The sequence below is a fragment of the Streptococcus rifensis genome, from assembly GCF_053203525.1.
In genome coordinates, this window is the sequence record NZ_JBRUCW010000011.1 from 1 (window position 1) to 24,792 (window position 24,792).

Genomic DNA, 24,792 nt, shown 5'->3' on the forward strand with positions numbered 1-24,792 from the left:
GGCCCTATCTTTCGTTTTTCTCCCGTCACAAACAGCCTTAATGGTCTGGTATTTTCTTGTTTCTGTCATGGTTAAGTCTATCCTTTGCATGATACTAGAATAACAGATGGGACATTTTTACCTTCGATCTAACTAGGACATTATCACTTTCGAATGATATTAGGTCTAAAACATTTTCCAAAATATTTGACAATTATTAAGTTGAGGGTTATAATATGAATGAATAATAAAAAATATTCATTCACTCATTTATTCATCTAATAAAAAGAAAGGAGCTAGGATGCCAGAAGTTAAGAAACAAGTTATAAGGACTGTTGCACAGGAAATCTTTTCGCAAAAAGGTTACAAGGCGACAGGAATTTCGGAGATTGCCAAGCAGGCTGGAATAGCAGTAGGTTCGTTTTACAACTACTACGACAGCAAAGAAGCCATTTTCCTTGATGTTTATATTGCTGAAAACAGGCGCATTCGTCAGGAGATGATGGACAGTCTGGATTGGAAAGCAGAAGCAGTTGAGCTAGTAACCCAAATCTTTGCCTGGTCTAGGACGATGATTTCCTCCAATAAAATCTTACTAGAATGGTATAATCCAGCGATTTCGGACTATCTGCACGGTTATTTTGCATCGGAAAAAGGTCAGCAAGAAAACCTTTTTCATCAATTTCTGATAGACAATTTCACGCAACGTCTGTTGGCTGAAGGCTTTTCGCAGGCCAAAATCCAAGAGATTTTGCAGGTCTACCAGTTGTTTTATTACATGGATATGCACATCACAGAGGATGATTTTCCAGATGTTAGCAGGACGCTAGAAACTTTAGCAACTAACTTTGTGAAAGGTGTTTTTAAATAAAGAATTCATTTCTTTATTTTTAAAAGAAAATGAATGAATAAAAAATATAATTCATTCAAGTAAAAATAAAAGGAGAGATTTATGGCTACACAAGGAGGAAAGCGAATGAGGGGATTATCAATGATAGGACTATGTTGCGTGTTAGTGGGAATTTTAGTGGTTATTTGGGGAGCCTGGCTGAAGCCGATTGATTTATCACGTCCTGATTTTATGTCCTTTGCCACTGGTGGACTCATCTTGCTAGCAACAGGACTTTGCCTGATAGCTGGCTTGCCTGCCATTCTGCAAATGACAGGAATCTGGCTGGCGGCACTGGCCACTATGGTTTATATTTACAGCCTGCCAGATACTGATTTAATTGTCAAGGTGATTGGCTTTGTCCCTGTCATTGCACTGGCTGCTTGGCTATCTTTTAAATTTTGGAAATGAGGAAAACAATGAAAAGAGGTAAGAAAATGTTTGTAATCATTGTAGCAGTTCTTGGCGTTATTGGTCTGATTGCTTGGGGGGTATTTGCCTATCTTGGACGCAGTCAAACCTTGTCTGTTAAATCCATTGAAAATCCGAGTGGAGATCTTTATCTGCTTCATCTGGAAAAACCAAATAATATGACATGGGAAGCTGGCTCTTATGCTCAGTTTACCCTACCTGATGTGAAGGAAAGTGGGCAAAACAGTCGGTTCCTAACCATTGCTTCTATCCCTGATGAGAATGAACTCCTTATTTTGACACACAATAGTGGCAGTCTCTATAAGGAAAACTTGACCGATTTATCAGTAGGGAGCAAGATTGAGATGAGTTGGCTAGGGTCTCATTTGCAAGTTGCAGATGGAAAGGAACCGCTTGTTTGCTTTGCCTCTGATGTCGGTATTGCAGCCATACGACCTATCGCCAAAGAATGGGCTGGTAAGCGTGAGCTTGTCCTCAGTCATTTGGATAAGGGGGTGACAGTTTTTGATACGGAAATGGCAGAGTTGGCAAATATGGAGGATGCTTTTACTTATGAAAGCAGTGCCAGCCTTTCCCACAGTCAGGAACAATTGAAAGGGGCAACAGAAGCGTATGGCAATAATGCTATCTATCTCTTGGCTGGTCAACCTGATGATGTTGAAGCCATGAAAAAATTCCTTCAAGAAAAAGGAATTGATCTCAAGCAAATAAAAGTGGATAGTTTTAAAGGGTTGAAATAGTTGGCAATTCGTGACCCTCAACTCTTTTGATAAGTTTAAAGCAGTATATACTCAAATAAACAGAGTTGGCGGCAATTTTAAGGAATAACGGCTGAGCGAGTGCTCAGTCGTTTGCTAGAATCTAGGGATGTAAAAAAAGTAAGATGATTAAATCCAATCCTGTTCCTGAGCGATTTTGATGGCTTCCACACGATTGCTGACGCCCAACTTGTTAAAAATGGAACTGGTGTAATTTCGGATGGTACCATCGGATAAGAAGAGCCGCGCAGCAATTTCCTTGCTAGTCTTTCCTTCAGCGATTAGTTCTAACACCTTTTGTTCTTGGTTGCTGAGGGGATTTTCATTGATTATAATCGTTTCCATCAGTTCAGGCGAATATTCTTTCTTCCCTGCAAGGACCGTGTGAATAGTTGTCATCAGCTCTGAAATGGAGCGGTCTTTCAAGACATAGGCATCTACGCCAGCCTTGAGCGCCCGTTGGAAGTAACCAACCCGCTTGAAGGTGGTTACGATGATGACCTTGGTTTTCTGATAGGTTTTGATCCATTCTAAGACATCGAGTCCAGTCTTTTGGGGCATTTCAATGTCGAGGATAGCAACATCAATGCTTTCTTTTTCTAACAGGGTGATGGCTTCTAGGCCATTAGAGGCTTGAAAAACCACCTCGACTTCGTCTTCCATCAGTAAGAGCTGGCAGAGGGCGTCTCGGAGCATGGATTGGTCTTCGGCGACTAAGAGTTTCATGGGCCTACCTCCTTATTGGCCAAGCGGACTTGAATGGTTGTTGGGTCTTGACAGGATAAGATGTGTACCTCTCCCTTGACCAGTTGCAGGCGTTCACGGATGGAATGGAGTTCCTGCCCAGTTAGGTCACCAAATCCCTGGCCATTGTCCGTAACAGTAATCGCAATACCATCTTGCTCTTGTAGGGTAATCTGGCAGCTAGTGGCCTTGGCATGCTTGATGATATTAGTGGTCAATTCACGCAGAATCATGCTCATACTGGATTGCAAGACAGGAGAAAGTTGGTTGGTTTCTAGTTGATTATCAATGGTAAGCTCAATATCAGATAGGGAAAAAACGTCAGAGATGGCCGTCAGTTCTTCTGAGACAGTCCGGTATTTGAGATTGTTAATCAGCTCTCTGACTTCTTTCATAGAGGTCTGGCTAATGGCTCTCAAGTCTTCTAACTCTTTTTGGACAGCTGGGAGATTATCCTTGTCTAACTGCTTGAGGGCCAGCTCGGTCTTCAAGGTCATCATGGCAAAGGTGTGTCCGAGGGTATCATGCAAATCTCGTCCAATCCGATTGCGTTCATTTTCAGCTGCCAAGAGGTTAATGGTTTCATTTTGCTGGTAGAGTTCAGCTTTCAAACGGTCTTCCACCATGGATTTTCGTTGGAAATAGTAAATCGTTAGAATAAAACCTGTGACAGCTAAAGCAATTATTTTACTGATAGTAGGGCTATTGCTCAACCAAACACTGGTATTTAAAAAGAGCAAACAGGCTAAAAAGCTGACCATACGATAACTGCTATAGCTATCTTCAAAACGATAGACCAGGAGATTGGCGATATAGAAGAAGAACCACATCATTGTGCCTTCAATGCCAATCGTCATGAGGGTAATATAGGCCAAAAGGTAAAACCAAAGACAGGCAATCAGAATCTTGTGCTGATCTCTGATATGAATAATAGCCAAATAAGACAAGGCAAAGCCTATTGTTGGGATTAAGGTCCACATAGGGTAATCAAACCAAAAAATACCACCAATAGGAAAAATCAGAAAGACTAGTCCGATGTAAAAGAGCGGGTCGTATTTTTGAAAGGGTCGAAACATTAGTCTACCTCAGTTCTGTGTTTGATAGCAAGGGCTATTCCTGAGATGATTATAGCATAAATGAGGACGATTCCCAAGGACTTCCAGAGCAGGTCACCGTCTTTGGCATACTGGACAACGACTTGGTTAATATGGTAGGTCGGTGTTAGCTTAGAAATGTTTTGCAGCCATTTTGGAAAGGTCTCAATCGGCATCCATGAGCCACCGACAATAGCTAATCCTAAGAAGGCAATATTGCCGACGATGGACATGAGTTGGCTAGATGGGATTTGGGCAATTAAGAGACCAAAGGCTAAAAACAAGAGACTCATCAGAAGTAAGAGAAGGATGGCTCCTAGCCATCTGCTTGCTGGCATGGACACTCCTCGAAAGTTGGCACCAACTGTGAAAGTCACTGCGATGGACACGGTAAAGTTCAGAAGCACTCGAATGACCTTTGACAGATAATATTGGCTGATTCGAAGAGGTGAGTGTTCGATATAGGACAGCCAGTGTTCTCGCTTGTCTTCTAAAAGCATGAAAGGGAAGGTGAAAAAGCCAAAACTAGACATGGAAAAAGCAGTCATGGTTAACATGTAAGATTGGACAAATGCTTTTTGCATTTCAGGGTCTTTATACATGTCCATTCCTGAGTAAAAGAGGAAGAAACCAAGGGGCATACCAATAGCAAGGATAAAACTTGGCCATTCCCGCCAGGTCTTAACCCATTCGATGTTTACTAAAGCTTTCATGAGGCATCTCCTTTCGTGCTGTCAAAGAGGGTGTTAAGCAGTGTCTTGTTTTGCACTTCCAGGTCTGATAGTGTGCAACCGACTTCTTGCAAGGCCTGCCAAACGGTTTCAATATCCTTGGTCATAAAGCTGACAGTGTCGGTCTTGGTCTCTATCTGATAAATCCCTTCAAGTTGGTCGACAGCAGCTGCAAATTGACGGGGTAAGGTCATCTGCTTCTCACAAGCTTCCTGCCGCATGGCAAAAGGTGTCGTGTCCCGAATGAGCTGTCCCTGATGCAAGACGAGGATACGGTCGGCAGTGTGTTCCACCTCTTCGATATAATGGCTGGAGTAGACGATGGTTGTACCTTGAGCCTTTAAATCAGTCACAATCTCCCAAAAGCGTTTACGAGTTGAGGTGTCCATACCGGCCGTTGGCTCGTCCAAAAAAAGAACACTTGGTTTTCCAATCAGACAAAGAACAAAGGCCAGCAAGCGTTTTTGCCCACCGGACAATTTATCCGTCAAGAGATTTTTTTGATTTTCCGTAAAACCAAGTAGCGTATCGATTTCCCTCAAGGTTAAATAGTCCTTGTAAATGGACTGGAAAAAGTCTAATAATTCCTTGACCTTGAGGCTAGTCGGCACAGCATTTTCTTGTTGCAAGAAGGCTATCTTAGCCTTGTTAGTCGTTGCTTTAGGAGGCTGTTCGTTAATGAGGACACTTCCTGTACTTGCTTTTTTGTCACCTAAAAGGCAGGACATGAGCGTGGTCTTGCCCGCCCCATTTGGCCCGACAAGGGCCACGCATTCCCCTTGATGGATGGAAAAGGTCATATCTGACAGAATGGGTTTTCCCTTTATGGTTTTGGACAGATTGCTTGCCTGTATCTTAATTGTTGTCATGACAAGCTCCTTTCTGAGGGGTTAGGTGAGGATATATAAGGCCGATGATGAGACTAGCAGGTAGGGACCAAGCGAGGTACTGAAGGGCAGTTGCTGGGAGGCTTGCTAGTGGACGACCAAACAGGATACAAGCGGCGTAGATTAGCACAAATGCGGTGATTGTAGGTGTTATGTATTTTTTCATAAGTAACTCCTTTTCGTTCTTGTCTTTAGTTTACTGGAAAAAGGCGGAGCTGATTAGTCGATTCTGTCATAACATGAGATGACATTTGTCATATCTGAGTGGTCAAGAGGTCTGTTCACTGGTCAAAATTATGATATAATAGAGTGTTATCAAATAGAGGTTTCATTCGCCTCGAAGGAGAAAAAAATGACTGAAAAGAATTTCTACATTACCACACCGATTTATTACCCATCTGGTAAGCTTCATATCGGCTCTGCCTACACGACCATTGCCTGTGATGTGCAAGCCCGCTACAAGCGTTTGATGGGCTATGACGTCTACTATTTGACTGGCCTTGATGAGCACGGTCAAAAGATTCAACAAAAAGCAGAAGAAGCCGGTGTTACACCTCAAAAATACGTTGATGGTATGGCTGTCGGAGTTAAATCTCTTTGGGAATTACTGGACATTTCCTATGATAAATTTATCCGAACCACGGATGATTACCATGAAACTGTTGTTGCAGAAGTTTTTGAAAAATTACTAGAGCAAGGCGATATTTATCTCGGCGAGTATTCTGGTTGGTATTCTGTCTCGGATGAAGAATATTTCACAGAGAGCCAACTGGCGGAAGTCTTCCGTGATGAAGACGGTCATGTGATTGGTGGAATTGCGCCGTCAGGACATCAAGTTGAACTGGTTTCTGAAGAATCCTATTTCTTTAAACTCAGCAAGTATCAAAAGCATTTAGAAGCTTTCTTTAAGGCCCATCCAGATTTTATTAGTCCCAACAGCCGGATGAATGAGATGCTGAGAAACTTTATTGAGCCAGGTCTTGAAGATTTAGCCGTTTCTCGGACGACCTTTACATGGGGCGTTCAGGTGCCTTCTAATCCAAAGCACGTGGTCTATGTCTGGATTGATGCTCTCTTGAACTACGCAACAGCTCTTGGCTATGGGCAAGCAGATACAACCAATTTTGATAAGTTCTGGACTGGTCAGACAGAAGTTAAATCATGGACAGATGAAGAGGGTAAAACTTGGGAATTCAATGTGGCGTCTAATGTCAATCACATGGTTGGTAAAGATATCTTGCGTTTCCACAGCATTTACTGGCCGATTATCTTGATGGCTCTAGATGTTCCATTACCGAATCGCCTAATTGCTCACGGTTGGTTTGTCATGCAAGATGGCAAGATGTCCAAATCTAAAGGCAATGTGGTTTACCCAGACATGTTGGTAGAACGTTTTGGTCTTGATCCGCTTCGCTATTACCTTATGAGAAGTTTGCCAGTAGGCTCTGATGGCATCTTTACGCCAGAAGATTATGTTGGTCGGATTAACTATGAGTTGGCCAACGACCTTGGAAACCTCCTTAATCGTACGGTCGCTATGATCAACAAGTACTTTAACGGTCAAGTCCCAAGCCTTTCTACTGGTCGGACGGATTTTGACGCAGACCTAGAAGCTGTGGCGACGCAAGCCATTGCAGACTACCACAAGTACATGGACCTGGTTGACTACCCACGTGCTCTTGAGGCTGTTTGGAGCTTGATTGCCCGTACCAATAAGTACATTGACGAAACAGCACCTTGGGTTCTGGCTAAAGACGAGGACCAAAAAGGCAACCTTGGCTCTGTCATGGCGCACTTAGCAGAAAGTTTGCGCGTGGTAGCTCATTTAATCGCACCATTTATGATGGAAACGTCAACTAGCATTGTTAGCCAATTGGGGCTTAGTGAGGTTGCGTCAATGGAAACCCTAACTTTTGGTCAATTCCCAGATGGCGTGACAGTGGTTGCAAAAGGTACCCCAATCTTCCCACGTCTGGACATGGATGAGGAAATTGCCTACATCAAGGACCAAATGGTTGCTGGCAAACCTGCTACGGAAAAAGAGTGGGTGCCAGAAGAGGTTGAATTGACCCTCAAAAAGCCTGAAATCAAGTTTGAAGATTTTGACCAGACTGAAATCCGTGTGGCAGAAGTCATCGACTGCCAAAAAGTCGAAGGCTCTGACAAATTGCTCCAATTCCGTCTGGACGCAGGAGATGTGGAGCATCGTCAAATTTTGTCTGGCATTGCCAACTTCTACCCAAATCCAGAAGAATTGATCGGCCTCAAAGTCCAAATCGTGGCCAATCTCAAACCGCGTAAAATGATGAAAAAATACGTCAGCCAAGGTATGATTCTCTCGGCTGAGCATGACGGCAAATTGACCCTCTTAACTGTTGACCCAGCCGTTCCAAATGGCAGCGTGATTGGGTAAATCTAGCCTTAAAAGAGTTGGAGAGAGTCTTCTTTCCAGCTTTTTTGTTTCAAATTTTTGAATATCATTTGTAAAAATAGTAGAATAAAAGTATGACAAAATGGAGGTGTTTAATATGGCAAAAATGGCGCATACCTGTTACCGCGTTCAGGATTTGGACGCATCCTTGAAATTTTATCAAGAAGCATTAGGGTTTGAGATTTCGCGTCGCCGCGATTTTGAAGAACACAAATTTACTTTGGTTTATCTGACTCTGCCGGGCGATGATTACGAGTTGGAGTTGACTTATAATTATGATCATGGACCTTATACGATTGGCGATGGTTATGGTCACATTGCAATCAGTGTGACGGACCTTGAAGCCTTACACGAAAAGCATGTAGCTGCTGGTTATGAGGTTACTGATCTCAAAGGATTACCAGGAACTGACCCGAGTTACTACTTTATTACAGACCCAGATGGCTATAAGATTGAAGTCATCCGCGAAAAATAAAACCATGTAAGATGCAGACGGAAAACCGTGTTGCATCTTTTTTTGTATTACTGCAATGATGGTTCTGAAAATTATCTCTAGTTTGCTAAAAAAATAACAATTTTTATTGAAAACGCTTTCTTTATAAAATAAAAAGGTGTATAATAAGGGTATTAAAGAAAGAGAGGTAACTTTATGGTCACACATCATCGCTTTAGTAATGAATTGCTTTCTAAGAAAAGCGGCTTTATTTCTCCTTTAAAGGCTACGGTTCAAACAGCATTTTACGGGAATAATGTGCGCGAGATTGAATCGATGGAAGAAGTTTATCACTTGGTTTCAGCTGCCCCTAATGCAGTGCTCCTTCATCAAAAAGTTGCTCACGCTAAAGAGCTTGGATTACCTGAAGATGCGCGTGTTATTCTCACCAATGATGGTGCTGTTGTTGGTCGTACAGCTAAAGCAAGACGGATTTTGGGACAAAAACCAGAAGAAGATGCAAAACTTTTGCCAATTGTCCGTGAAGCCGTCTACCAATCAAGCTTTTTCCCATTTTTAAAAGCTTGCGCGGTTGTGGGCTTAGATGAAGACTTTATGGTAAGAGCCCATATCACTATGCCAGAACACGAAGTAGCAAACCTTTATTCCTGGCTCTTAAATTTCCAATTCCTCAATGAAACCTACTATAAACGCCTCCAAGAGTCTGTTCCGTATGATGAAAATGATATCTATATTTTCTTTGATCCAACTTGGTCTCATCCAGACTACCCAGATGGTTTAGCTTATTTTGACACCAAACACAACTGTGCGGCTATCTTGGGGATGAACTATTTTGGTGAAATCAAGAAAGGAACACTGACCATGGCTTGGGGAACAGCTGCTCGTAACAACTATGCAGCTTGTCATGGTGGGCTAAAAGAATTTAAAACCAAAGATAAGGCCCTCGTTGCATCTTTCTTTGGTCTGTCAGGTTCTGGGAAATCTACGCTTACCCATGCCAAACACAATGGCAAATATGATGTCAAAGTCCTTCACGATGATGCCTTTATCATCTCGATGGAAAATGGGTCTTCGGTGGCTTTAGAACCAAGTTATTTTGACAAGACTAACGATTATCCTGTTGGACACCCAGAGCAAGAATACTTTGTTACTGTTCAAAACTGTGGAGTTGCGCTTAATGAAAATCTTGAGCGTGTACTGGTCACAGAGGATATCCGAAATGGTAACGGTCGGACAGTGAAATCACGCTATTCAACGCCTAACCGTGTGGATAAGGTTGAAGAACCGATTGATGCTATTTTCTGGATCATGAAAGATGATGCTCTGCCACCTCTCATTAAAATTAAAGATCCCGTTTTAGCAACGACATTTGGTTGTACCCTAGCTACTAAACGGAGCACAGCTGAAAATACGACTGAGAGTCGCGACTCCCTGGTTATTGAACCGTATGCCAACCCATTCCGAGTATATCCTTTGGTAGATGATTTTACCAACTTCCAAAAACTCTTTGAGTCAGGGGTAGATTGTTATATTGTCAATACTGGAGCTTATCTTGGTAAGGATGTAACCAAGGAAGCGACACTTGCCTTGATCGAAGGGGTTGTTGATGGGACTGCTGATTTTAAACCGTTTGGTCCATTGGTAGGGTTTGAATATGCGGACATTGAAGGTTACGAAGTCCCTGACTTTGATGATGCGTATCTCTATTTGCTTCGCGATCGTTTGCAGTTCCGTTTAGATTTCCTTTTGCAATTTAACCAAGACAATCCAAGCCAACCTCTGCCAGTAGAAGCCATCAAACATGTTCAGGAACTGGTGAACCTTTTGCCTAAAAATGAAGCATCTGAAGAAGATTCAGAAGGATAGTGACTGATACTCCTTGCAAATAAGATTGAGGTTGCGCTACCATTGGTTAATAAGATGGGATTGTGATAATCACTAATACTCAACAAACGCGTTTGGAAAATGATGTCCAAGCGCGTTTGTTGAGTTAGGGCCAGTCTCAACTGAACGTGTATACCCTTTAAACGATTGAATAGCTCTAAGATTGAAAACGCTTCAAAACTTAATCTATTTTTGCTATAATAGAAAGAGAAAGAGGTGATTAGGATGTCAAAAAAACAGCAATTTAGTCTCCTTGGGCTAGTAGTATTGATTGTTCTTGGCTTAGGCATTTGGTTCGCTCAGCAAAAAAGACAAGAAAAAGTCGCCAATGAAGCTCTGACACAGTATGTCAACCATCGAATGGAAAGTCATAAATCCCTATCCGTTTATTCTATCTTTGAGCTTGATAAAAATGGCTTATCCTATGTGAAAACCCTTAGAACAAGCCGTCCAAACGATAGAAATCAAACTGATAATGCTGTGTTTGACCGCCGATATCAAGAATTACAAGAACAGAAAAAAGCAGACAAACTAGATCATGTCGATCTGGTCCATTTTGACTCTTATGTTTCTGACACAGGTTTACCATCAGTCAAAAGGATAACCCTAACGGAATGGTACCTTTCCTATAAGAATAATCAATTTCAGGCCAAAGGTGGACCTAGTCCGGTACTTGACACCTACTATGTTTTTACAGAAGGAACTCAACTAAACCTTGACGATACCAGCAGAACCCTTGACCGATTGACCTATTCGGATGTTTTCTCAGAGGGTGAGGCTTTTGAGAGTTTAGCCAAGGAAAAGATGGTTTCAAGCGGATTTAGTGAGACAGAAGCAGAGGTAAAGTTCACCGAGCTCAAAGAAAACTTAGACGTTGCCATTTTTGATCCCAGAACAGATCGTCTGGTTCTTAATTTTGATAAGGAAAGGATTTACCTGGAGTTTCCGTACAGTGATATAGAATCTTTCTTAGCGGAGGGTATCTTAGAAGAAGGAACATAACCGTACCGTTCGGGAATTAATTTTGAAAAAATCGTCAAAAAAGGACAGCATTTGTGCTATAATGGGTGGTATGAGTCAAAAGATACAAAAAAACACACCATTTAGTTCTCCTAAGCTTATTTGGTCACTCGCGGGTGGCCTCCTTTTATGCCTTTTAGTCTTTCTAGGATGGCAAAATTACAAACAAGAAGAAAGACGGAAAGCTTTGGAGGTGTCCGCCAATCAATTGTTAACCCATCAAATCCAAAACCATCAAGATCAAGGTCTTTCAACTCAAGACCGTTTGGACCGAGACAGCCATCCCCTAGCTCTCGTGTCAGTTCTAGCTGATTCATCAGGCAATCCGATAGAAGGTTTAGAAAATCTTCAAACGGAGCGTATCGCGCTCGCTTCAAACGATAATGCTATTGATTTGATCCAGTTTCAGTATCAAACCCAGGATAGTCCCTTGGGTGGAGTTAAGGATATTCAAGTGCTAGAGACGAGCTATAAGGCAGATGAAACAGAGTTTGTACCTTTTCAGGAGCAGTTGGAACTAAAACGGTTCTACTGGCAAGACAGTGGTGGTCTCTTCACTCTTGAAATCTTTTTAAGGGATAAAGAAGAGTTTATCAACCAGGTGACCAAAAAGTTAAGCCATTCCGGCTGGTCTGAGGAGGAGATTGCTTTATCTGCGGATCAAATTTTGCAAACGGCAGCATCCCTCCCGATGACTCTGACAGGGCACAGTTTAATCATTCCTTTAGGAACTCAGTATACTCCCGTTGAAATGCTCTATTCTGATTGTTATGAAGCCATCAACACAGATTTCTTGATTGGCGATGCTAGGGGAGCTTACGAAAACTACTTGGTTGAAAAAGCAGCAGAAGAAGAACGCTTAGCCCAAGAGGCTGCTTTAAGGGCCAAAGGTCCTAATCCTGTTGCAGTTGGTAAGGTTATTGCCTTAACTTTTGATGACGGTCCTGACCCGAACACAACCAAGCAATTACAGGATATCTTGCGCCAAAATCAGGTGAAAGCAACCTTCTTTATCCTTGGACAAAAGGTCTCAGGAAACGAAGCATTGTTGCAGGAATTGGTCCAAGAGGGTCATCAATTAGCCAACCACACCTGGTCTCATCCGAATCTAACCAAGCTATCATCAGCTCAGGTACAAGCCGAAGTCGGAAATACCCAACAAGCGATTTATAATGCAACTGGGGTTTGGCCAACTGTTCTAAGGCCTCCTTATGGTAGTTCTAATGCTGCTGTAGCGCAAGCAGCGGGTCTCCCGATTGTCAATTGGACGGTTGACACTCTTGATTGGCAATCTCGGAATACCGAAGCTATTTTGACCAAGGTCAAAGCCCATGTTCAACCAGGTGGTGTCATCTTAATGCATGATATCCATCAAACCAGTGTCGATGCCGTTCAACCAGTCATCGACTACCTAAAAGCAGAAGGCTACAGCTTTGTGACCATTAATGAGCTTTATGGGTATTAATAATAAAAGACATTTGCGGTGGGCAAATGTCTGAGATTGAAGACAAAATCTCTTTTGAAACTTTCCTTAGGTGATAACGGACGGTAGCGACTCCCTTCGGGATTCCAAACCTAAGTTTTGAGCCCAAGGTCTCAAAACTTCCGAGTGCCTGAAACGCAATGGTTTCAGGCACTTTTACCACAGCGGAAAGTTTCGATAATTGCTTGCTTAGCTCGCAAAAAATCAACTCTTTAAATCCTTGAAAGAACTTCGTAATGTCCTGTTGACAGAAAATTAGGGTTTGTCTACGTCCTCAGACATTTGCAATGGCAAATGTCTTTTTGGGTTTTTAATAGAAGCTAGTCTTCTAGGATAAAAGCTTGATTCTTTAGGCTGATAGCCTGAACCTTGGCGTATTTTTTGAGGGTTTTAAGCTCTTCGGGATGAGAAATGAGGGTAATGACAGCTCCGTTTTTTCCCATACGCCCTGTTCGTCCTGACCGATGCGTATAGACTTCTAGATCTCTTGGGACGTCGAAATTGATAACGCATTCCAGATTATCAATATCGATCCCTCGCGCAACTATGTCTGTGGCTAATAAGAGGTTGATCTCGTTAGCTTTAAATTTTTCAAGGATGATTTTGCGGAACTTAATATTGACATCACTGGCTAGAGAAACGACATTTGCAGACCTGAAAGTTAGTTTTTCGTCGCTAGCCCCTAGATCAGATAAGCTATTAAAGAAGACCAAACCTCGGAAATCAGGAATATTGGACATTTTACGGAGCAACTCAATCTTGTCTCGTTTAGAGACTTCAAGGTAATAATGGTCTATGTTACTGAGAGAGGTCGTTTCTCGGACATCGATAGTCACTGTGTCTTCAGCAATCAGATCTCTTTTAAACTTATCCGTCGCTGACATGTAAACGAGTTGGTAATCGCGAGGAGCATGATTGAGAATATGGTTAACAAAGTGTGCCTGGCTTTCTTCAAACAGTTGGTCAAATTCATCTAAAACCATTTTATCAACAGCCATCATTTTAATTTTTTTGAGTTTAATCAACTCCCAAATGCGACCAGGAGTTCCAATGATAATTTGGGGCACTTTTTTGAGGCGTTCAATCTGCCGTTTTTGGCTAGATCCGGAAATTAAAACCTGAGCAGTCAGATTGAGCGGTTCCGCCCAAGTTTTTGTAACATCAAAAATTTGGCCAGCTAATTCTGTATTTGGAGCCAGGATCAAAATCTGTTGTGCCTTTTGACTGGTCAGGGAGGAAAGCAAGGGCCAGAGATAAGCCAGAGTCTTACCTGTACCGGTTGGGCTAATGCCTAGGACACTTTTCCCGTCACGAATAGGCTCAAAAGCTTTTTCTTGGATCGGTGTAAACTGGTTAAAATTCAGCTGGTCTAGCTGGTCTTGCCAGATGGGTGGAAATTTGTTTTTCATAAGTCGGCCTCAAATTGGATGTTGGCGTCTTGACGCATCAAGGTCATGGTTTGATTGACTTGTTGCGCGACGGTCAGGAGATGAGTATAGAGGTCTTGATGCTCCTCAGGTTTGCTAAGGATCCTTTCAAAGACCTGAGCCTCTTCTAACATCAGATGCTGAAGAGGTTTTAGGGGAATGGTTCTGGTATTGCCATCAAGGCCACGAAACTGTGCCGATTGGAGTCCCTGAATATGGTTAAGAATAAGGGTTCCTTGATCCGTGTAAATCTCGTTAGCTAGGCTTGATTGCGCGTTTTTGCGGACGATCATTGATACCTGAAAGTTATCATAGATCAGCTGGCCACAGCCTGCCACATCGACCCCCGTTGGTAATAAATCAGCAGAATAACGAGCTGTTTTAGGCTGTCCAAATAATCTGTAGGCAGCATAAATCTCATAAATACCAAGGTCAACTAAAGCCCCGCCAGACATTTTCCCTTGGAAGGTATTATCGTAGATGCCAGCTAGTAAATTCTCCATACGGGAGGAATATTGCGCAAAGTTGAAGCTAGCACCATAAATGGTTTTGTCCTTTAAAAATGCTTTAATACTGTCAAAGTTGGCCTCATGGTAATTGCGAGCCGCTTCTAAAACCAGAACTTGGTTGCTCGTAGCAACCTCAATAATATGAGCAAATTCCTTCGGATTTGAAAAGGCTGGTTTTTCAACTATTAAATGTTTACCCGCTTCTAAAATCATCAGGGCTTGCTGATAATGCAGGCTATTGGGACTCGCCAGGTAAATCACATCGAGATCACTAGCCACAAAAGCTTCTAGTTCAGTAAAAAGCTCAATATCCCCATAAGGCAGGGCAAATTGAATAGCCGTTTCTAACCGACGTGAATAGATGGCACTTAGCATATAGCCACCTGCCAGTTGAGTGGCTTGAATGAATTGGTGGGCAATATTGCCTGTACCAATGATTCCGAGTTTTAACATAGCGTCTCCTTGTCCTGTCTTTCTTTCTAGATTATACCATGAAAAGGGTTGCTAGAGCATTTTTTTTCAATAATCTATGCCACAATCTGTCATTTTAGAGAAAGTTATACGCTTTTAAGGCCATTTATGATAAAATGAAAGGAGTGAAAAAATAGAGTGAGGTTAGGATGAAAAAACCTATTATTATTGGTGTTACGGGTGGTTCTGGTGGCGGTAAAACATCGGTATCCCGTGCTATTTTAGCAAATTTTCCAGATGAAAAGATTGCCATGATTGAGCATGATTCCTACTATAAAGATCAGGCTCATTTAACCTTTGAAGAGCGCATCAAAACGAATTATGACCACCCATTGGCTTTCGATACAGATCTGATGATTGAACAACTGAAGGAACTTTTGGAAGGTCGACCTGTTGATATTCCTGTTTATGATTATGCAGCGCATACAAGGTCAAATCAGGTTTATCGTCAAGAGCCACAGGATGTTTTCATTGTGGAGGGAATCTTAGTTCTTGAAGATAAACGTCTCCGTGAGTTGATGGATATCAAGTTATTTGTGGACACAGATGATGATGTGCGAATTATTCGTCGGATTAAGCGGGATATGGTTGAGCGCGGACGCAGTCTGGACAGCGTTATCGACCAATACCTCGGTGTTGTGAAACCGATGTACCATCAATTTATTGAGCCGAGCAAGCGGTATGCTGACATCATTATTCCAGAAGGCGTCAGCAATACAGTTGCGCTAGATTTAATCACCACAAAGATTGCAGCTATTTTAAGTGAGAGAAAGTGAACCTAATCCAGTAGGGTGACCTTGTTATTAAGTCAGAATCGGATGACGAGAGCATACCAGATGAGCTTTAATCTGTTATCCTCTGCAAACTTGAAGTGTATAGAGCTTTGGGATTACAATTTTTGCAATGATTCATCAGTTAAAAGCGTTAAAGGTGGAAAGGAGTACGATGTTAGCGATTGAACGGGTTGAGGAAATTTCACGAGAGAATTTACCAGCCTTAACCGTCCTGGCTGGGGATGATATCGGTCAATTTAGCCAAGTCAAAGCGCGATTGCTGGAAAAGCTGGCCTATGATCCCAGTGATCTGTCTCAGGCTTACTTTGACATGCGAGAGGCTAATTTTGACGATGTCGCCATGGATTTAGAATCCTTACCTTTCTTTTCTGAGGATAAGCTGGTATTACTAGACCATGTTTTGGATTTAAGCACTGCCAAGAAAAGGGTTCTCTCTGATGAACAGTTAGAGCGGCTGGAAAATTACCTGGAAAATCCAGTGGAAACAACTAAATTAATCCTCCTAATACCAGGTAAGTTAGATGGCAAGCGGCGCGTGGTTAAACTGTTAAAGCGTGACGCTCTCTTGATTGAGGCTAATGATCCCAAAGAAACAGAATTGCGAGCTTACTTTACCAGAGCCGTTCAGAAGATGGGCTTTGCCATGGAAGGCAGTGCATTTGAAACGCTTCTAGCTAAATCTAATTTTGATTTTAGTCAGATTCAACAAAACTTAGCTCTTTTAAAAGCCTATAAAGGGTCTGGCACGATTTCCCATCACGATATTGAAGTGGCTATACCGAAAAGCTTGCAGGATAATATTTTTGATTTAACGCAGCTCACACTTAAGGGGCAAATGGAACCGGCTCGCCAACTGGCCAAGGATTTGAGTTTGCAAGGTGAAGACGAGGTGAAACTGATTGCCATAATGGTGACCCAGTTGCGACTCTTTGCGCAGGTTAAAACCTTATTAGACCAAGGAAAAACAGAAACACAGATGGTTGGCATATTATCTGATATTCTGGGACGTAAGGTTAATCCTTACCAGATTAAGTATGCCTTGAGAGATAGTAAGAATCTTTCGATGCTTAAGGTTCAAAAAGCCCTAAAGGTTTTGATTGAGACGGACTATCAGATCAAAACGGGTGTCAATGACAAAAGCTATCTATTTGAAATTGCTCTGTTTAAAATAGCCTCTTGAATAATAGAGCGTAATTCTTGAAAAGGATTGCAAAAAACGTTATCATAAAAGTAATCATTAAAATGAAAAGAGGACAAGATTATGGCTATTACTTTACCAGACCTTCCCTATGCATACGACGCTTTAGAGCCGCAGATTGATGCTGAAACAATGACACTTCACCATGACAAGCACCATGCAACTTACGTTGCTAATGCTAATGCAGCTCTTGAAAAACACCCTGAAATCGGTGAAGACTTAGAAGCACTCTTGTCAGATGTTGAGTCTATCCCAGCAGATATCCGTCAAGCTTTGATCAACAACGGTGGTGGTCATTTAAACCACGCCCTTTTCTGGGAACTGTTATCTCCTGAGAAGACAGAAATTTCGTCAGAATTAGCAGCAGACATTGACGCGACATTTGGTTCATTTGACGACTTCAAAGAAAAATTCACGACAGCAGCAACAACTCGTTTTGGCTCAGGTTGGGCTTGGTTAGTGGTTAACAAAGAAGGAAAATTAGAAGTTACTTCTACGCCAAACCAAGACACGCCACTTATGGATGGCTTAAAACCAATTCTTGGTCTGGATGTTTGGGAACATGCTTATTACCTCAACTATCGAAATGTCCGTCCAAATTATATCAAAGCTTTCTTTGAAATCATTAACTGGGATAAGGTTGATGAGTTGTATAAGGCAGCTAAAGCATAAGAGAGTACCCCTTTTAATCCGAGAGTTTTCTCGGATTTTTTTGATTTGCCTGTAGAATCTCTACTAGAGATATGGTAAACTAGAAAGGTAGTACAATTTAGGAGAACAGTGTGAAGAAAAAGTTTATCAGTTGGATAATAGCCCTTGCTTTTAGCATACAGCCGGGAGTTGTTGCAGCCAATTCATTGATTGAGATAACACATAATGCTGGCTATACCGATTCCTTAGAAAGCAATCAACCCAAAGCCTCCATCGTCATCGATGCCAAGTCAGGCGATGTCCTTTGGGAGGATAACGCAGACACGCTTCGTGACCCTGCGTCGATGTCCAAAATGTTAGCTTTATATCTCGTGTTTGAGGCCATGGAAAATGGAAAATTTAGCCCAGATACGATTATAACCGCAACTGAAACAGACCAGGCAATCGCTAGTATCTATGAGATTAGCAATAACAAGATTGTGGCAGGTGTCGACTATACTGTTGCTGAGCTAATCATAGCGACTATAGTACCATCATCCAATGCAGCAACTCTTATGTTAGCTAACTTGGTTGAACCCGATCCAGATGCCTTTATTGATTTGATGTCGGCAAAGGCAGCTGAGCTAGGCATGACAAATACAACTATTAATAATGGAACAGGAGCAGTGATACGTGCTTTCCAAGGGCACTATGCGGTTCAGCGCCACGATATTTATAGTCCAAACGAGACAACTGTCCGAGATTGGGCTATCTTAACCTACCATTTTGTCAATCGTTTCCCTAATATTTTAGATTACACTGGGGAGTCCTACATCACCATCAAAGCGGGAACGCCTTATGAGGAGACCTTCAAATCCTACAATTATTCTCTTCCAGATGGCAAGTACGCCCTTGAAGGGGTCAATGGGTTGAAAACAGGATCCAGCCCGAGTGCGGGTTTTAACATTACAGCTACCGCTAAACGGGGCGACCAAGAATTGATTGCTGTTCTAATGGGGGTCGGAGATTGGTCGGACCAAAATGGAGAATTTTACCGCCACCCATTTTTAAATGCCCTCTTGGAAAAAGGGTTCTCAGAGTACGATTACCAGCAAATAGCACCAGCAGGAAAAGCAGAGGCTTCTGGGAAAACGGTCACGCTTGAGGAACCAATCTATGGCACTATTCCAGTTGGCCAAACAGTTGATTTGGTTTATGCCGATAATCATGTAACCGTTTCTAATGGCCTGACCAAGGTATCTCCCTTAGTGGCTGAGCAACAAGTAGTTGTTGCTAAATCATCTGGACTCTTTGGTTTTGGCAATTCAGATAGCACGGATACGAGTGCTCAAACCAATAAAAAAGGTGGCTTTCTGCAACTCTTTTTAGGGGTCCTATCAGCCATTCTTGTTGTTATTGGTCTGATCTACCTTATTGAAAAGCGGAGTCGCAAAGACCGCCGCAGTCATAAAATGAACCAGAAGAAATAGTTTTATCACCACAGGAAGCTAGATTTGCCTAGCTTCTTTTTTTAATCTCTTCTAACAATATATAAAAATGTTACATATTTACTTGACATTAAGACCTAATAGGTATAAAATTTATATATAAAATATTTATATATAAAAATTTCTAACATAAGGAGGACGACGGATGCACTTTCCGGTTTCGTCAACCTTGATTGAGTTTTTAGTGTTAGCCATCATCGAAAGACAGGATTCGTACGGCTATGAGATTAGCCAAACGATAAAGTTGGTCGCTAATATCAAGGAATCCACACTTTATCCTATTTTGAAAAAAATGGAACAAGCAGGTTTTGTGATAACTTATAAACAAGAACATCAAGGTAGACAGCGCAAATATTATGCGATTACAACGGTGGGGCGTGAGCAATTAACCTATCTCAAGGAAGAGTGGGCAAAACACACAGCTACCTTATCTGACATTATTGAAGGGAGATTACGACTATGACGCGCGAAACCTACTTAGCAGAGTTAGCCAGCTATCTCAAGAGATTGCCAAAGGCTGATTTTGAAGACAGTATGGCTTATTTTACGGAGTTGTTTGACGATGCTGGAGTTAATGGAGAGGCAGACTTAATCGCAAGTCTTGGAACACCAAGAGAAGCAGCTGCAGAAATTTTGAGCCATTTCAAAGTGACAGTTGACAATCAAAATAAACCAATGAATCCTTCAGAAAGTGAAACAGATGACCAAAATCGTTCAGAAACCTCTCAATATGAAAGGTTACCTGAATTTAATCATATTAACATCAAATTGGATTATGAAAATGTTATTATAGCGTCAACAGATCATTCATTTGGCCTTTCTCATCCAACATTGAAGTCTTCAATTAGATATTGTGTTAAAAATGGTGTTCTTGATATAGAGTCTCTAAAAAAAGATTATAGAATCAATTCTATTGGTATGGGATTTAGACATTTCATTAGCAAACAGTTTCAAGAGACAGACAACTTAATAATTAGTTTACCGAAAGACTATTCCCTTAACAATTTATCACTGAATCTTGGCAGTGGGGATTTTCAGTTAAAGGAATTGACAATTTTAGGTTGTTCCATAGCTCTCGGTAGCGGGGATGTGACCCTTGAACAAGCATCGATAGCCAAAGCGGAAGTCAATCTTGGTAGTGGGGATGTTGAAGTAGTAGATAGTAAGGTTCACCAGACTACGGTGAATACAGGCTCTGGTGATATTGAACTAACCTCCTCTCATCTTGAAGATGTCAATTTAAATACAGCATCTGGTGATATCATTGTGACTAATACTCAGACGAATTCAAGTATGATTGTTGCAAATTCAGGCGATATTGAGTGTAAAGGAGGACAGATTTCTCAAGTTGAAATGGTTGCAAATTCAGGTGACATAGACTTAGATATGCACTATAAAGGCCTAAATAAGATTGAGACAAGTTCAGGCGATATTACCATTAAAGGTTTTGAAGAGCATTATCATCGTTTGTCAGTTACTGCAGAAACACTTAGTGGTGAGATTGAAGTTTCACTGCAAGACAGTGGAGACAGAGTGTTTGAGGGTAGATATACGCATAGTGTTAGTGCTCCGTCTGATCAGTTGTACCTTCAGACAAACTGTGGCGATATTAGTCTAGGTTAAAAGTTCTTTTCGAAAACTTCTAAAGCTCAAACAGGCATTATGCCTGTTTTTGTGTTATAATAGATAGGTTGCAATTCTGTAACGTAATACAAGCCCTATAAGACAGCTTCGCACTGTCTTGCATGAAGACCTTGTCTTCCAATAGAAAGAAGAACACATTGAAATTTACAGAACTTAATCTGGCGGAAAACATCTTGTCAGAAGTCGAAAAAGCAGGCTTTACAGAGCCATCACCAATCCAGGAACAAACGATTCCACTTGCCCTTGACGGTAAGGACGTGATTGGCCAAGCCCAAACAGGTACTGGTAAGACCGCAGCCTTTGGTCTCCCAACCTTAAACAAAATTGATACTGAAAATCCTTTGGTTCAAGCCCTTGTGATTGCTCCTACCCGTGAGTTGGCCGTGCAAAGTCAGGAAGAATTGTTCCGCTTTGGCCGTGCTAAGGGCGTTAAAGTCCGCTCTGTCTACGGTGGCTCTAGTATTGAAAAGCAAATCAAGGCCCTCAAGTCTGGTGCCCATGTCGTTGTTGGAACGCCAGGTCGTCTCTTGGACCTTTTAAAACGCAAAGCTTTAAACCTCAAAGGGGTTGAAACGCTCATCTTGGATGAGGCAGATGAGATGCTCAACATGGGCTTCCTCGAAGACATTGAAGCCATTATTGAGCGTACACCAGTTGAACGCCAGACCCTCCTCTTTTCTGCAACCATGCCTGACGCCATTAAGCAAATCGGTGTTAAGTTTATGAAGCAACCTGAACACGTGAAAATCGCAGCTAAGGAATTAACGACAGAGTTAGTTGACCAATACTACCTCCGTGTGCGTGAAGATGAGAAATTTGATACCATGACCCGTTTGATGGACGTGGACCAGCCAGAATTGTCGATCGTCTTTGGTCGAACCAAACGCCGAGTGGATGAGTTGACGCGTGGTTTGAAACTGCGTGGTTTCCGTGCAGAAGGTATCCATGGAGACTTGGACCAAAACAAGCGCCTCCGGGTTCTCCGTGATTTTAAAACAGGCGGAATCGATATCTTAGTAGCAACAGATGTTGCGGCGCGTGGTTTGGACATTTCAGGGGTGACCCATGTCTACAACTACGATATCCCACAGGATCCTGAAAGCTATGTTCACCGTATCGGACGTACAGGTCGTGCTGGTAAGTCTGGTCAGTCCTTCACTTTTGTGTCACCAAATGAGATGGGATATCTGTCTATCATTGAAAACCTGACTAAAAAACGCATGAAGGGCATGAAGCCTGCGACAGCAGAAGAAGCTTTCCAGGCTAAGAAAAAGGTTGCTCTCAAACGCATTGAGCGTGACTTTGCGGATGAAACCATTCGTGCCAACTTCGACAAGTTTGGTAAAGATGCCCGTGAATTAGCAGCGGAATTCTCTCCAGAAGAATTGGCCATGTATATCTTGACCTTGACGGTTCAAGACCCTGAACATCAGCCAAAAGTTGAGATTGCGCGTGAGAAACCATTACCATTTAAGCCTTCAGGAAATGGCTTTGGTAGCAAGGGCGGAGGCCGTGGTAAAGGTAGTCGCCGTGATAACCGCGATGGCAACCGTCGAGGGGATCGTCGTGATCGCAGAGACCGTCGTGACGGAGGTCGTAAAGGCGACTTCAAAGGCAAAGATAGCCGCTTTGATAAAGAAAAGCGTTACCGTAAGGACCATAAAAAGCCTTTAAACACATCAAGCGAAAAATCAACAGGTTTTGTGATTCGTAACAAAGGAGAAAGATAAACTGAAAAAGAGCGAACCTCGGGTTCCTCTTTTTTGGTTAAAATCAGGCAATTTTCAGAAAATGTGCTATAATCACTAGTATCAATGTCTCGTATCACCTTAGAAAGGAGTATTTCCATGAAAACCATAGCTGTTTTGTATAATCCAGAGTCAGGATCAGGCGACAAACAGGCTCTTGTATCAGAACTCGAAGCCTACCTTCTAAGCCAGGGATTTCTTTCGGAAAATATCTCCTTAGTAGGGACGGAGTCCGCCCAACATGCCTTTGAAATGGCTAAGTATGCCACCTTAGCAGGCATTGACCTTGTCGTTACCATGGGTGGGGATGGCACCATAAATAAGATTGCTGCTGGTATTTATGAAGGTGGCGGCACCAGCTGTTTGGGGATTATCCCATCTGGAACGGTCAATAATTTTGCCAAAGCCTTAAACCTCCCCATGGACCGTCAAGCAGCTATTCGTAACCTTCTAGAAGGTGAGGTACGCTCCGTCGATCTAGCTCAAGTGAACGAGGATTACATGATTTCTAGTTTGACCCTAGGCATTTTGGCGGATATTGCAGTTGATGTCAGCCAGGAGGAGAAGCGACAGTTTGGGCCGCTAGCCTTTCTTAAAAATGCTTATAAAATCATTCGGCGCAATCGCAATTACTACCTCAATCTGGTGACCAATGATGCTGAGCGCCAAATCAAGACTAAATTTTTACTGATTACCATGACAGGTTCCGTAGCTGGACAAGTTCATTTTGACCGGGGCGCCAGACCAGATGATGGGTTGATGAGTGTATATTTATTGTCGGATTTTCGCTTTTGGCAAGTACTTCGTTACCTGCCTAGCTTTGTCAAAGGAAATTTTGCCAAACATCAAGAAGTCAAACATTTTCGAACATCAGAGCTCTCCATCAGTCAATACAAACACCGAAAAAGTCAAAAGGCGCGAACGCGCGTTGATGGGGATAAGAGCCAGTATTTACCCATTCATGTAGCTGTTCATCCAGGTGCTATCAAAGTCATCGTTCCAAAGGACAAGTCCTAAGTCTTTTTGCAAGACTCTCTTCAATTTTGAAGGGATAACCATTTACCTATGAATAATGTGAACGGGCTCAAATCAATCTCATAGAAGTCTGTTTAAGGGGAACAATTGCAAAGGAAATGGTTATGTAACAAAAAGCAAGAGTTCGATAATAGGAAATCACTTGCCATTTATACTAAAATAGCAAATAGGTCCGACCTTAATCGTCCACCTTATCAGAAAGGAAAGCCATGTCCGTCAATTTATTGTTTTCCATCGACAATGGTTATGTTGACCAGTTTAAAGTCACCTTATATTCCGTCGTCGAGAACTGTAGCCAAAAAGACCTGGCTATCTACGTCCTCCAACCCTCTGTTCTGGAGCAATCAGAAGCCGTAACAGCTTATTGTAAAGCTTTAGGCGTCAGCTATCACCCTATTGTGGTGGAGGATGCCTTATTCGCCAACGCGCCGACAACAGATCGTTACCCTAAAACCATTTATTACCGGCTGTTGGCGCATGAGATGTTACCCGATCATCTGGATAAGATCCTCTACCTAGATGCAGATATCCTTTGCCTGAATGATATGATGTCGCTTTACCAGTTGGACATGACAGGAATGCTCTATGCAGCTGCTAGTCATATAGAGGACAATGACATGATGGATTTTATCAATAAAAAACGTTTGCGAAACATCGAAGCTGCTTCTTATTTCAATTCGGGTGTGCTCCTGATGAATCTTGAGGCCATTCGCCAATCGGTTAGAGCTCAGGATATTTTTGAATACATCGACAAGCATCGGACGGTTCTCTTTTTACCCGATCAGGATGTGCTCAATGGCCTTTATGGACACCAAACTATTCTTATTCCAGAAGAAATCTTCAATTACGATGCTCGATACAGTCTTGTCTATCTCATGCGTAGCAATCGTGAATGGGACCTTGATTGGGTGATTAAGCACACCGTCTTCCTGCATTTTTGTGGCCGAGACAAGCCTTGGAAAAAAGACTACCGAGGACGCTTCTCGGGGCTCTATAAATATGTTGCAAGGAAAGCTTGGGAGGTCTAAGCTACTTTAAACCT

At 42.2% G+C, this 24,792-nt stretch carries 24 protein-coding genes and 1 pseudogene; 18 read left to right on the top strand and 7 right to left on the bottom strand.

All coding sequences use genetic code 11. The annotated features are described in order from the left end of the window. Positions 1-280 precede the first annotated feature (280 nt). The 3 genes from ACVRYP_RS07425 (at position 281) to ACVRYP_RS07435 (ending at position 2,040) form a co-directional block, all read left to right on the top strand. The gene (locus ACVRYP_RS07425) at positions 281-850 is read left to right on the top strand and encodes a TetR/AcrR family transcriptional regulator (RefSeq protein ID WP_447468102.1); all 570 of its coding nucleotides are present in this window, start codon (positions 281-283) and stop codon (positions 848-850) included. A 105-nt stretch (positions 851-955) separates the two neighbouring features. Further along, entirely contained in the window at positions 956-1,279 is a 324-nt protein-coding gene (locus tag ACVRYP_RS07430; protein WP_447468170.1) for a hypothetical protein, read from the top strand. Positions 1,280-1,287: 8 nt separating this feature from the next. Beyond that, a complete protein-coding gene (locus tag ACVRYP_RS07435; RefSeq protein WP_447468103.1) occupies positions 1,288-2,040 on the top strand; it encodes a ferredoxin reductase domain-containing protein in 753 nt (250 codons plus the stop codon). Positions 2,041-2,187: 147 nt separating this feature from the next. Here ACVRYP_RS07435 and ACVRYP_RS07440 read toward each other — a convergent pair whose 3' ends face one another. The 5 genes from ACVRYP_RS07440 to ACVRYP_RS07460 are packed head-to-tail and all read right to left on the bottom strand — an operon-like array spanning position 2,188 to position 5,680. Beyond that, entirely contained in the window at positions 2,188-2,784 is a 597-nt protein-coding gene (locus ACVRYP_RS07440; protein WP_447468104.1) for a response regulator, read from the bottom strand. Then, positions 2,781-3,878 carry a sensor histidine kinase gene (locus ACVRYP_RS07445; RefSeq protein ID WP_447468105.1) on the bottom strand — a complete coding sequence of 366 codons (1,098 nt, stop codon included), beginning with the start codon at positions 3,876-3,878 and terminating at the stop codon, positions 2,781-2,783. Before ACVRYP_RS07445 ends, ACVRYP_RS07440 begins: the two co-directional genes overlap by 4 nt. Continuing rightward, positions 3,878-4,609 carry an ABC transporter permease gene (locus tag ACVRYP_RS07450; RefSeq protein ID WP_447468106.1) on the bottom strand — a complete coding sequence of 244 codons (732 nt, stop codon included), beginning with the start codon at positions 4,607-4,609 and terminating at the stop codon, positions 3,878-3,880. Before ACVRYP_RS07450 ends, ACVRYP_RS07445 begins: the two co-directional genes overlap by 1 nt. Next, complete coding sequence (locus ACVRYP_RS07455; protein WP_447468107.1) at positions 4,606-5,496, bottom strand: ABC transporter ATP-binding protein; 891 nt, start codon at positions 5,494-5,496, stop codon at positions 4,606-4,608. Before ACVRYP_RS07455 ends, ACVRYP_RS07450 begins: the two co-directional genes overlap by 4 nt. Beyond that, on the bottom strand, positions 5,483-5,680 hold the full coding sequence (locus ACVRYP_RS07460) for a hypothetical protein (RefSeq protein WP_447468108.1): 198 nt from the start codon (positions 5,678-5,680) through the stop codon (positions 5,483-5,485). Before ACVRYP_RS07460 ends, ACVRYP_RS07455 begins: the two co-directional genes overlap by 14 nt. Before the next feature lie 78 nt (positions 5,681-5,758). Here ACVRYP_RS07460 and metG point away from each other — a divergent pair, with 78 nt between their 5' ends. From metG to ACVRYP_RS07485, 5 genes are all read left to right on the top strand, one after another. After that, on the top strand, positions 5,759-7,927 hold the full coding sequence (gene metG, locus ACVRYP_RS07465) for a methionine--tRNA ligase (protein WP_447468109.1): 2,169 nt from the start codon (positions 5,759-5,761) through the stop codon (positions 7,925-7,927). Between the two features lie 115 nt (positions 7,928-8,042). Beyond that, a complete protein-coding gene (gene gloA / locus ACVRYP_RS07470) occupies positions 8,043-8,420 on the top strand; it encodes a lactoylglutathione lyase (RefSeq protein ID WP_447468110.1) in 378 nt (125 codons plus the stop codon). Between the two features lie 174 nt (positions 8,421-8,594). Beyond that, a complete protein-coding gene (locus ACVRYP_RS07475) occupies positions 8,595-10,265 on the top strand; it encodes a phosphoenolpyruvate carboxykinase (ATP) (RefSeq protein ID WP_447468111.1) in 1,671 nt (556 codons plus the stop codon). Positions 10,266-10,508: 243 nt separating this feature from the next. After that, a complete protein-coding gene (locus ACVRYP_RS07480; protein ID WP_447468112.1) occupies positions 10,509-11,285 on the top strand; it encodes a hypothetical protein in 777 nt (258 codons plus the stop codon). Between the two features lie 70 nt (positions 11,286-11,355). Further along, positions 11,356-12,768, top strand: coding sequence for a polysaccharide deacetylase family protein (locus ACVRYP_RS07485; protein WP_447468113.1), 1,413 nt, complete (start codon positions 11,356-11,358; stop codon positions 12,766-12,768). A 338-nt stretch (positions 12,769-13,106) separates the two neighbouring features. Here the strand turns inward: ACVRYP_RS07485 and ACVRYP_RS07490 are convergent, their stop codons facing one another. Together ACVRYP_RS07490 and ACVRYP_RS07495 are read right to left on the bottom strand one after the other, a co-directional pair. Then, the gene (locus ACVRYP_RS07490) at positions 13,107-14,195 is read right to left on the bottom strand and encodes a DEAD/DEAH box helicase (RefSeq protein ID WP_447468114.1); all 1,089 of its coding nucleotides are present in this window, start codon (positions 14,193-14,195) and stop codon (positions 13,107-13,109) included. Then, on the bottom strand, positions 14,192-15,175 hold the full coding sequence (locus ACVRYP_RS07495) for a Gfo/Idh/MocA family protein (RefSeq protein ID WP_447468115.1): 984 nt from the start codon (positions 15,173-15,175) through the stop codon (positions 14,192-14,194). The genes ACVRYP_RS07490 and ACVRYP_RS07495 overlap by 4 nt, the downstream gene beginning before the upstream one ends. A gap of 167 nt (positions 15,176-15,342) precedes the next feature. Here ACVRYP_RS07495 and udk point away from each other — a divergent pair, with 167 nt between their 5' ends. The 10 genes and pseudogenes from udk (at position 15,343) to ACVRYP_RS07545 (ending at position 24,778) form a co-directional block, all read left to right on the top strand. Next, positions 15,343-15,969 carry a uridine kinase gene (gene udk, locus ACVRYP_RS07500; RefSeq protein ID WP_447468116.1) on the top strand — a complete coding sequence of 209 codons (627 nt, stop codon included), beginning with the start codon at positions 15,343-15,345 and terminating at the stop codon, positions 15,967-15,969. A gap of 169 nt (positions 15,970-16,138) precedes the next feature. After that, positions 16,139-17,167, top strand: coding sequence for a DNA polymerase III subunit delta (holA, locus tag ACVRYP_RS07505; protein WP_447468117.1), 1,029 nt, complete (start codon positions 16,139-16,141; stop codon positions 17,165-17,167). 81 nt (positions 17,168-17,248) lie between these two features. Further along, a complete protein-coding gene (gene sodA / locus ACVRYP_RS07510) occupies positions 17,249-17,857 on the top strand; it encodes a superoxide dismutase SodA (RefSeq protein ID WP_447468118.1) in 609 nt (202 codons plus the stop codon). Between the two features lie 110 nt (positions 17,858-17,967). After that, positions 17,968-19,305, top strand: coding sequence for a D-alanyl-D-alanine carboxypeptidase family protein (locus tag ACVRYP_RS07515; RefSeq protein WP_447468119.1), 1,338 nt, complete (start codon positions 17,968-17,970; stop codon positions 19,303-19,305). Positions 19,306-19,468: 163 nt separating this feature from the next. Next, positions 19,469-19,786 carry a PadR family transcriptional regulator gene (locus ACVRYP_RS07520; RefSeq protein WP_447468120.1) on the top strand — a complete coding sequence of 106 codons (318 nt, stop codon included), beginning with the start codon at positions 19,469-19,471 and terminating at the stop codon, positions 19,784-19,786. Further along, positions 19,783-19,965, top strand: a pseudogene (locus ACVRYP_RS07525) (DUF1700 domain-containing protein); the annotation flags it as partial. The gene ACVRYP_RS07520 and the pseudogene ACVRYP_RS07525, both read left to right, overlap by 4 nt. 33 nt (positions 19,966-19,998) lie before the next feature. Next, positions 19,999-20,946, top strand: coding sequence for a DUF4097 family beta strand repeat-containing protein (locus ACVRYP_RS07530; RefSeq protein WP_447468171.1), 948 nt, complete (start codon positions 19,999-20,001; stop codon positions 20,944-20,946). Between the two features lie 158 nt (positions 20,947-21,104). Further along, positions 21,105-22,697 carry a degradosome RNA helicase CshA gene (gene cshA, locus ACVRYP_RS07535; protein WP_447468121.1) on the top strand — a complete coding sequence of 531 codons (1,593 nt, stop codon included), beginning with the start codon at positions 21,105-21,107 and terminating at the stop codon, positions 22,695-22,697. Between the two features lie 117 nt (positions 22,698-22,814). Next, entirely contained in the window at positions 22,815-23,732 is a 918-nt protein-coding gene (locus tag ACVRYP_RS07540) for a diacylglycerol/lipid kinase family protein (RefSeq protein ID WP_447468122.1), read from the top strand. Positions 23,733-23,959: 227 nt separating this feature from the next. Then, positions 23,960-24,778 carry a glycosyltransferase family 8 protein gene (locus ACVRYP_RS07545; protein ID WP_447468123.1) on the top strand — a complete coding sequence of 273 codons (819 nt, stop codon included), beginning with the start codon at positions 23,960-23,962 and terminating at the stop codon, positions 24,776-24,778. Positions 24,779-24,792 lie beyond the last annotated feature (14 nt).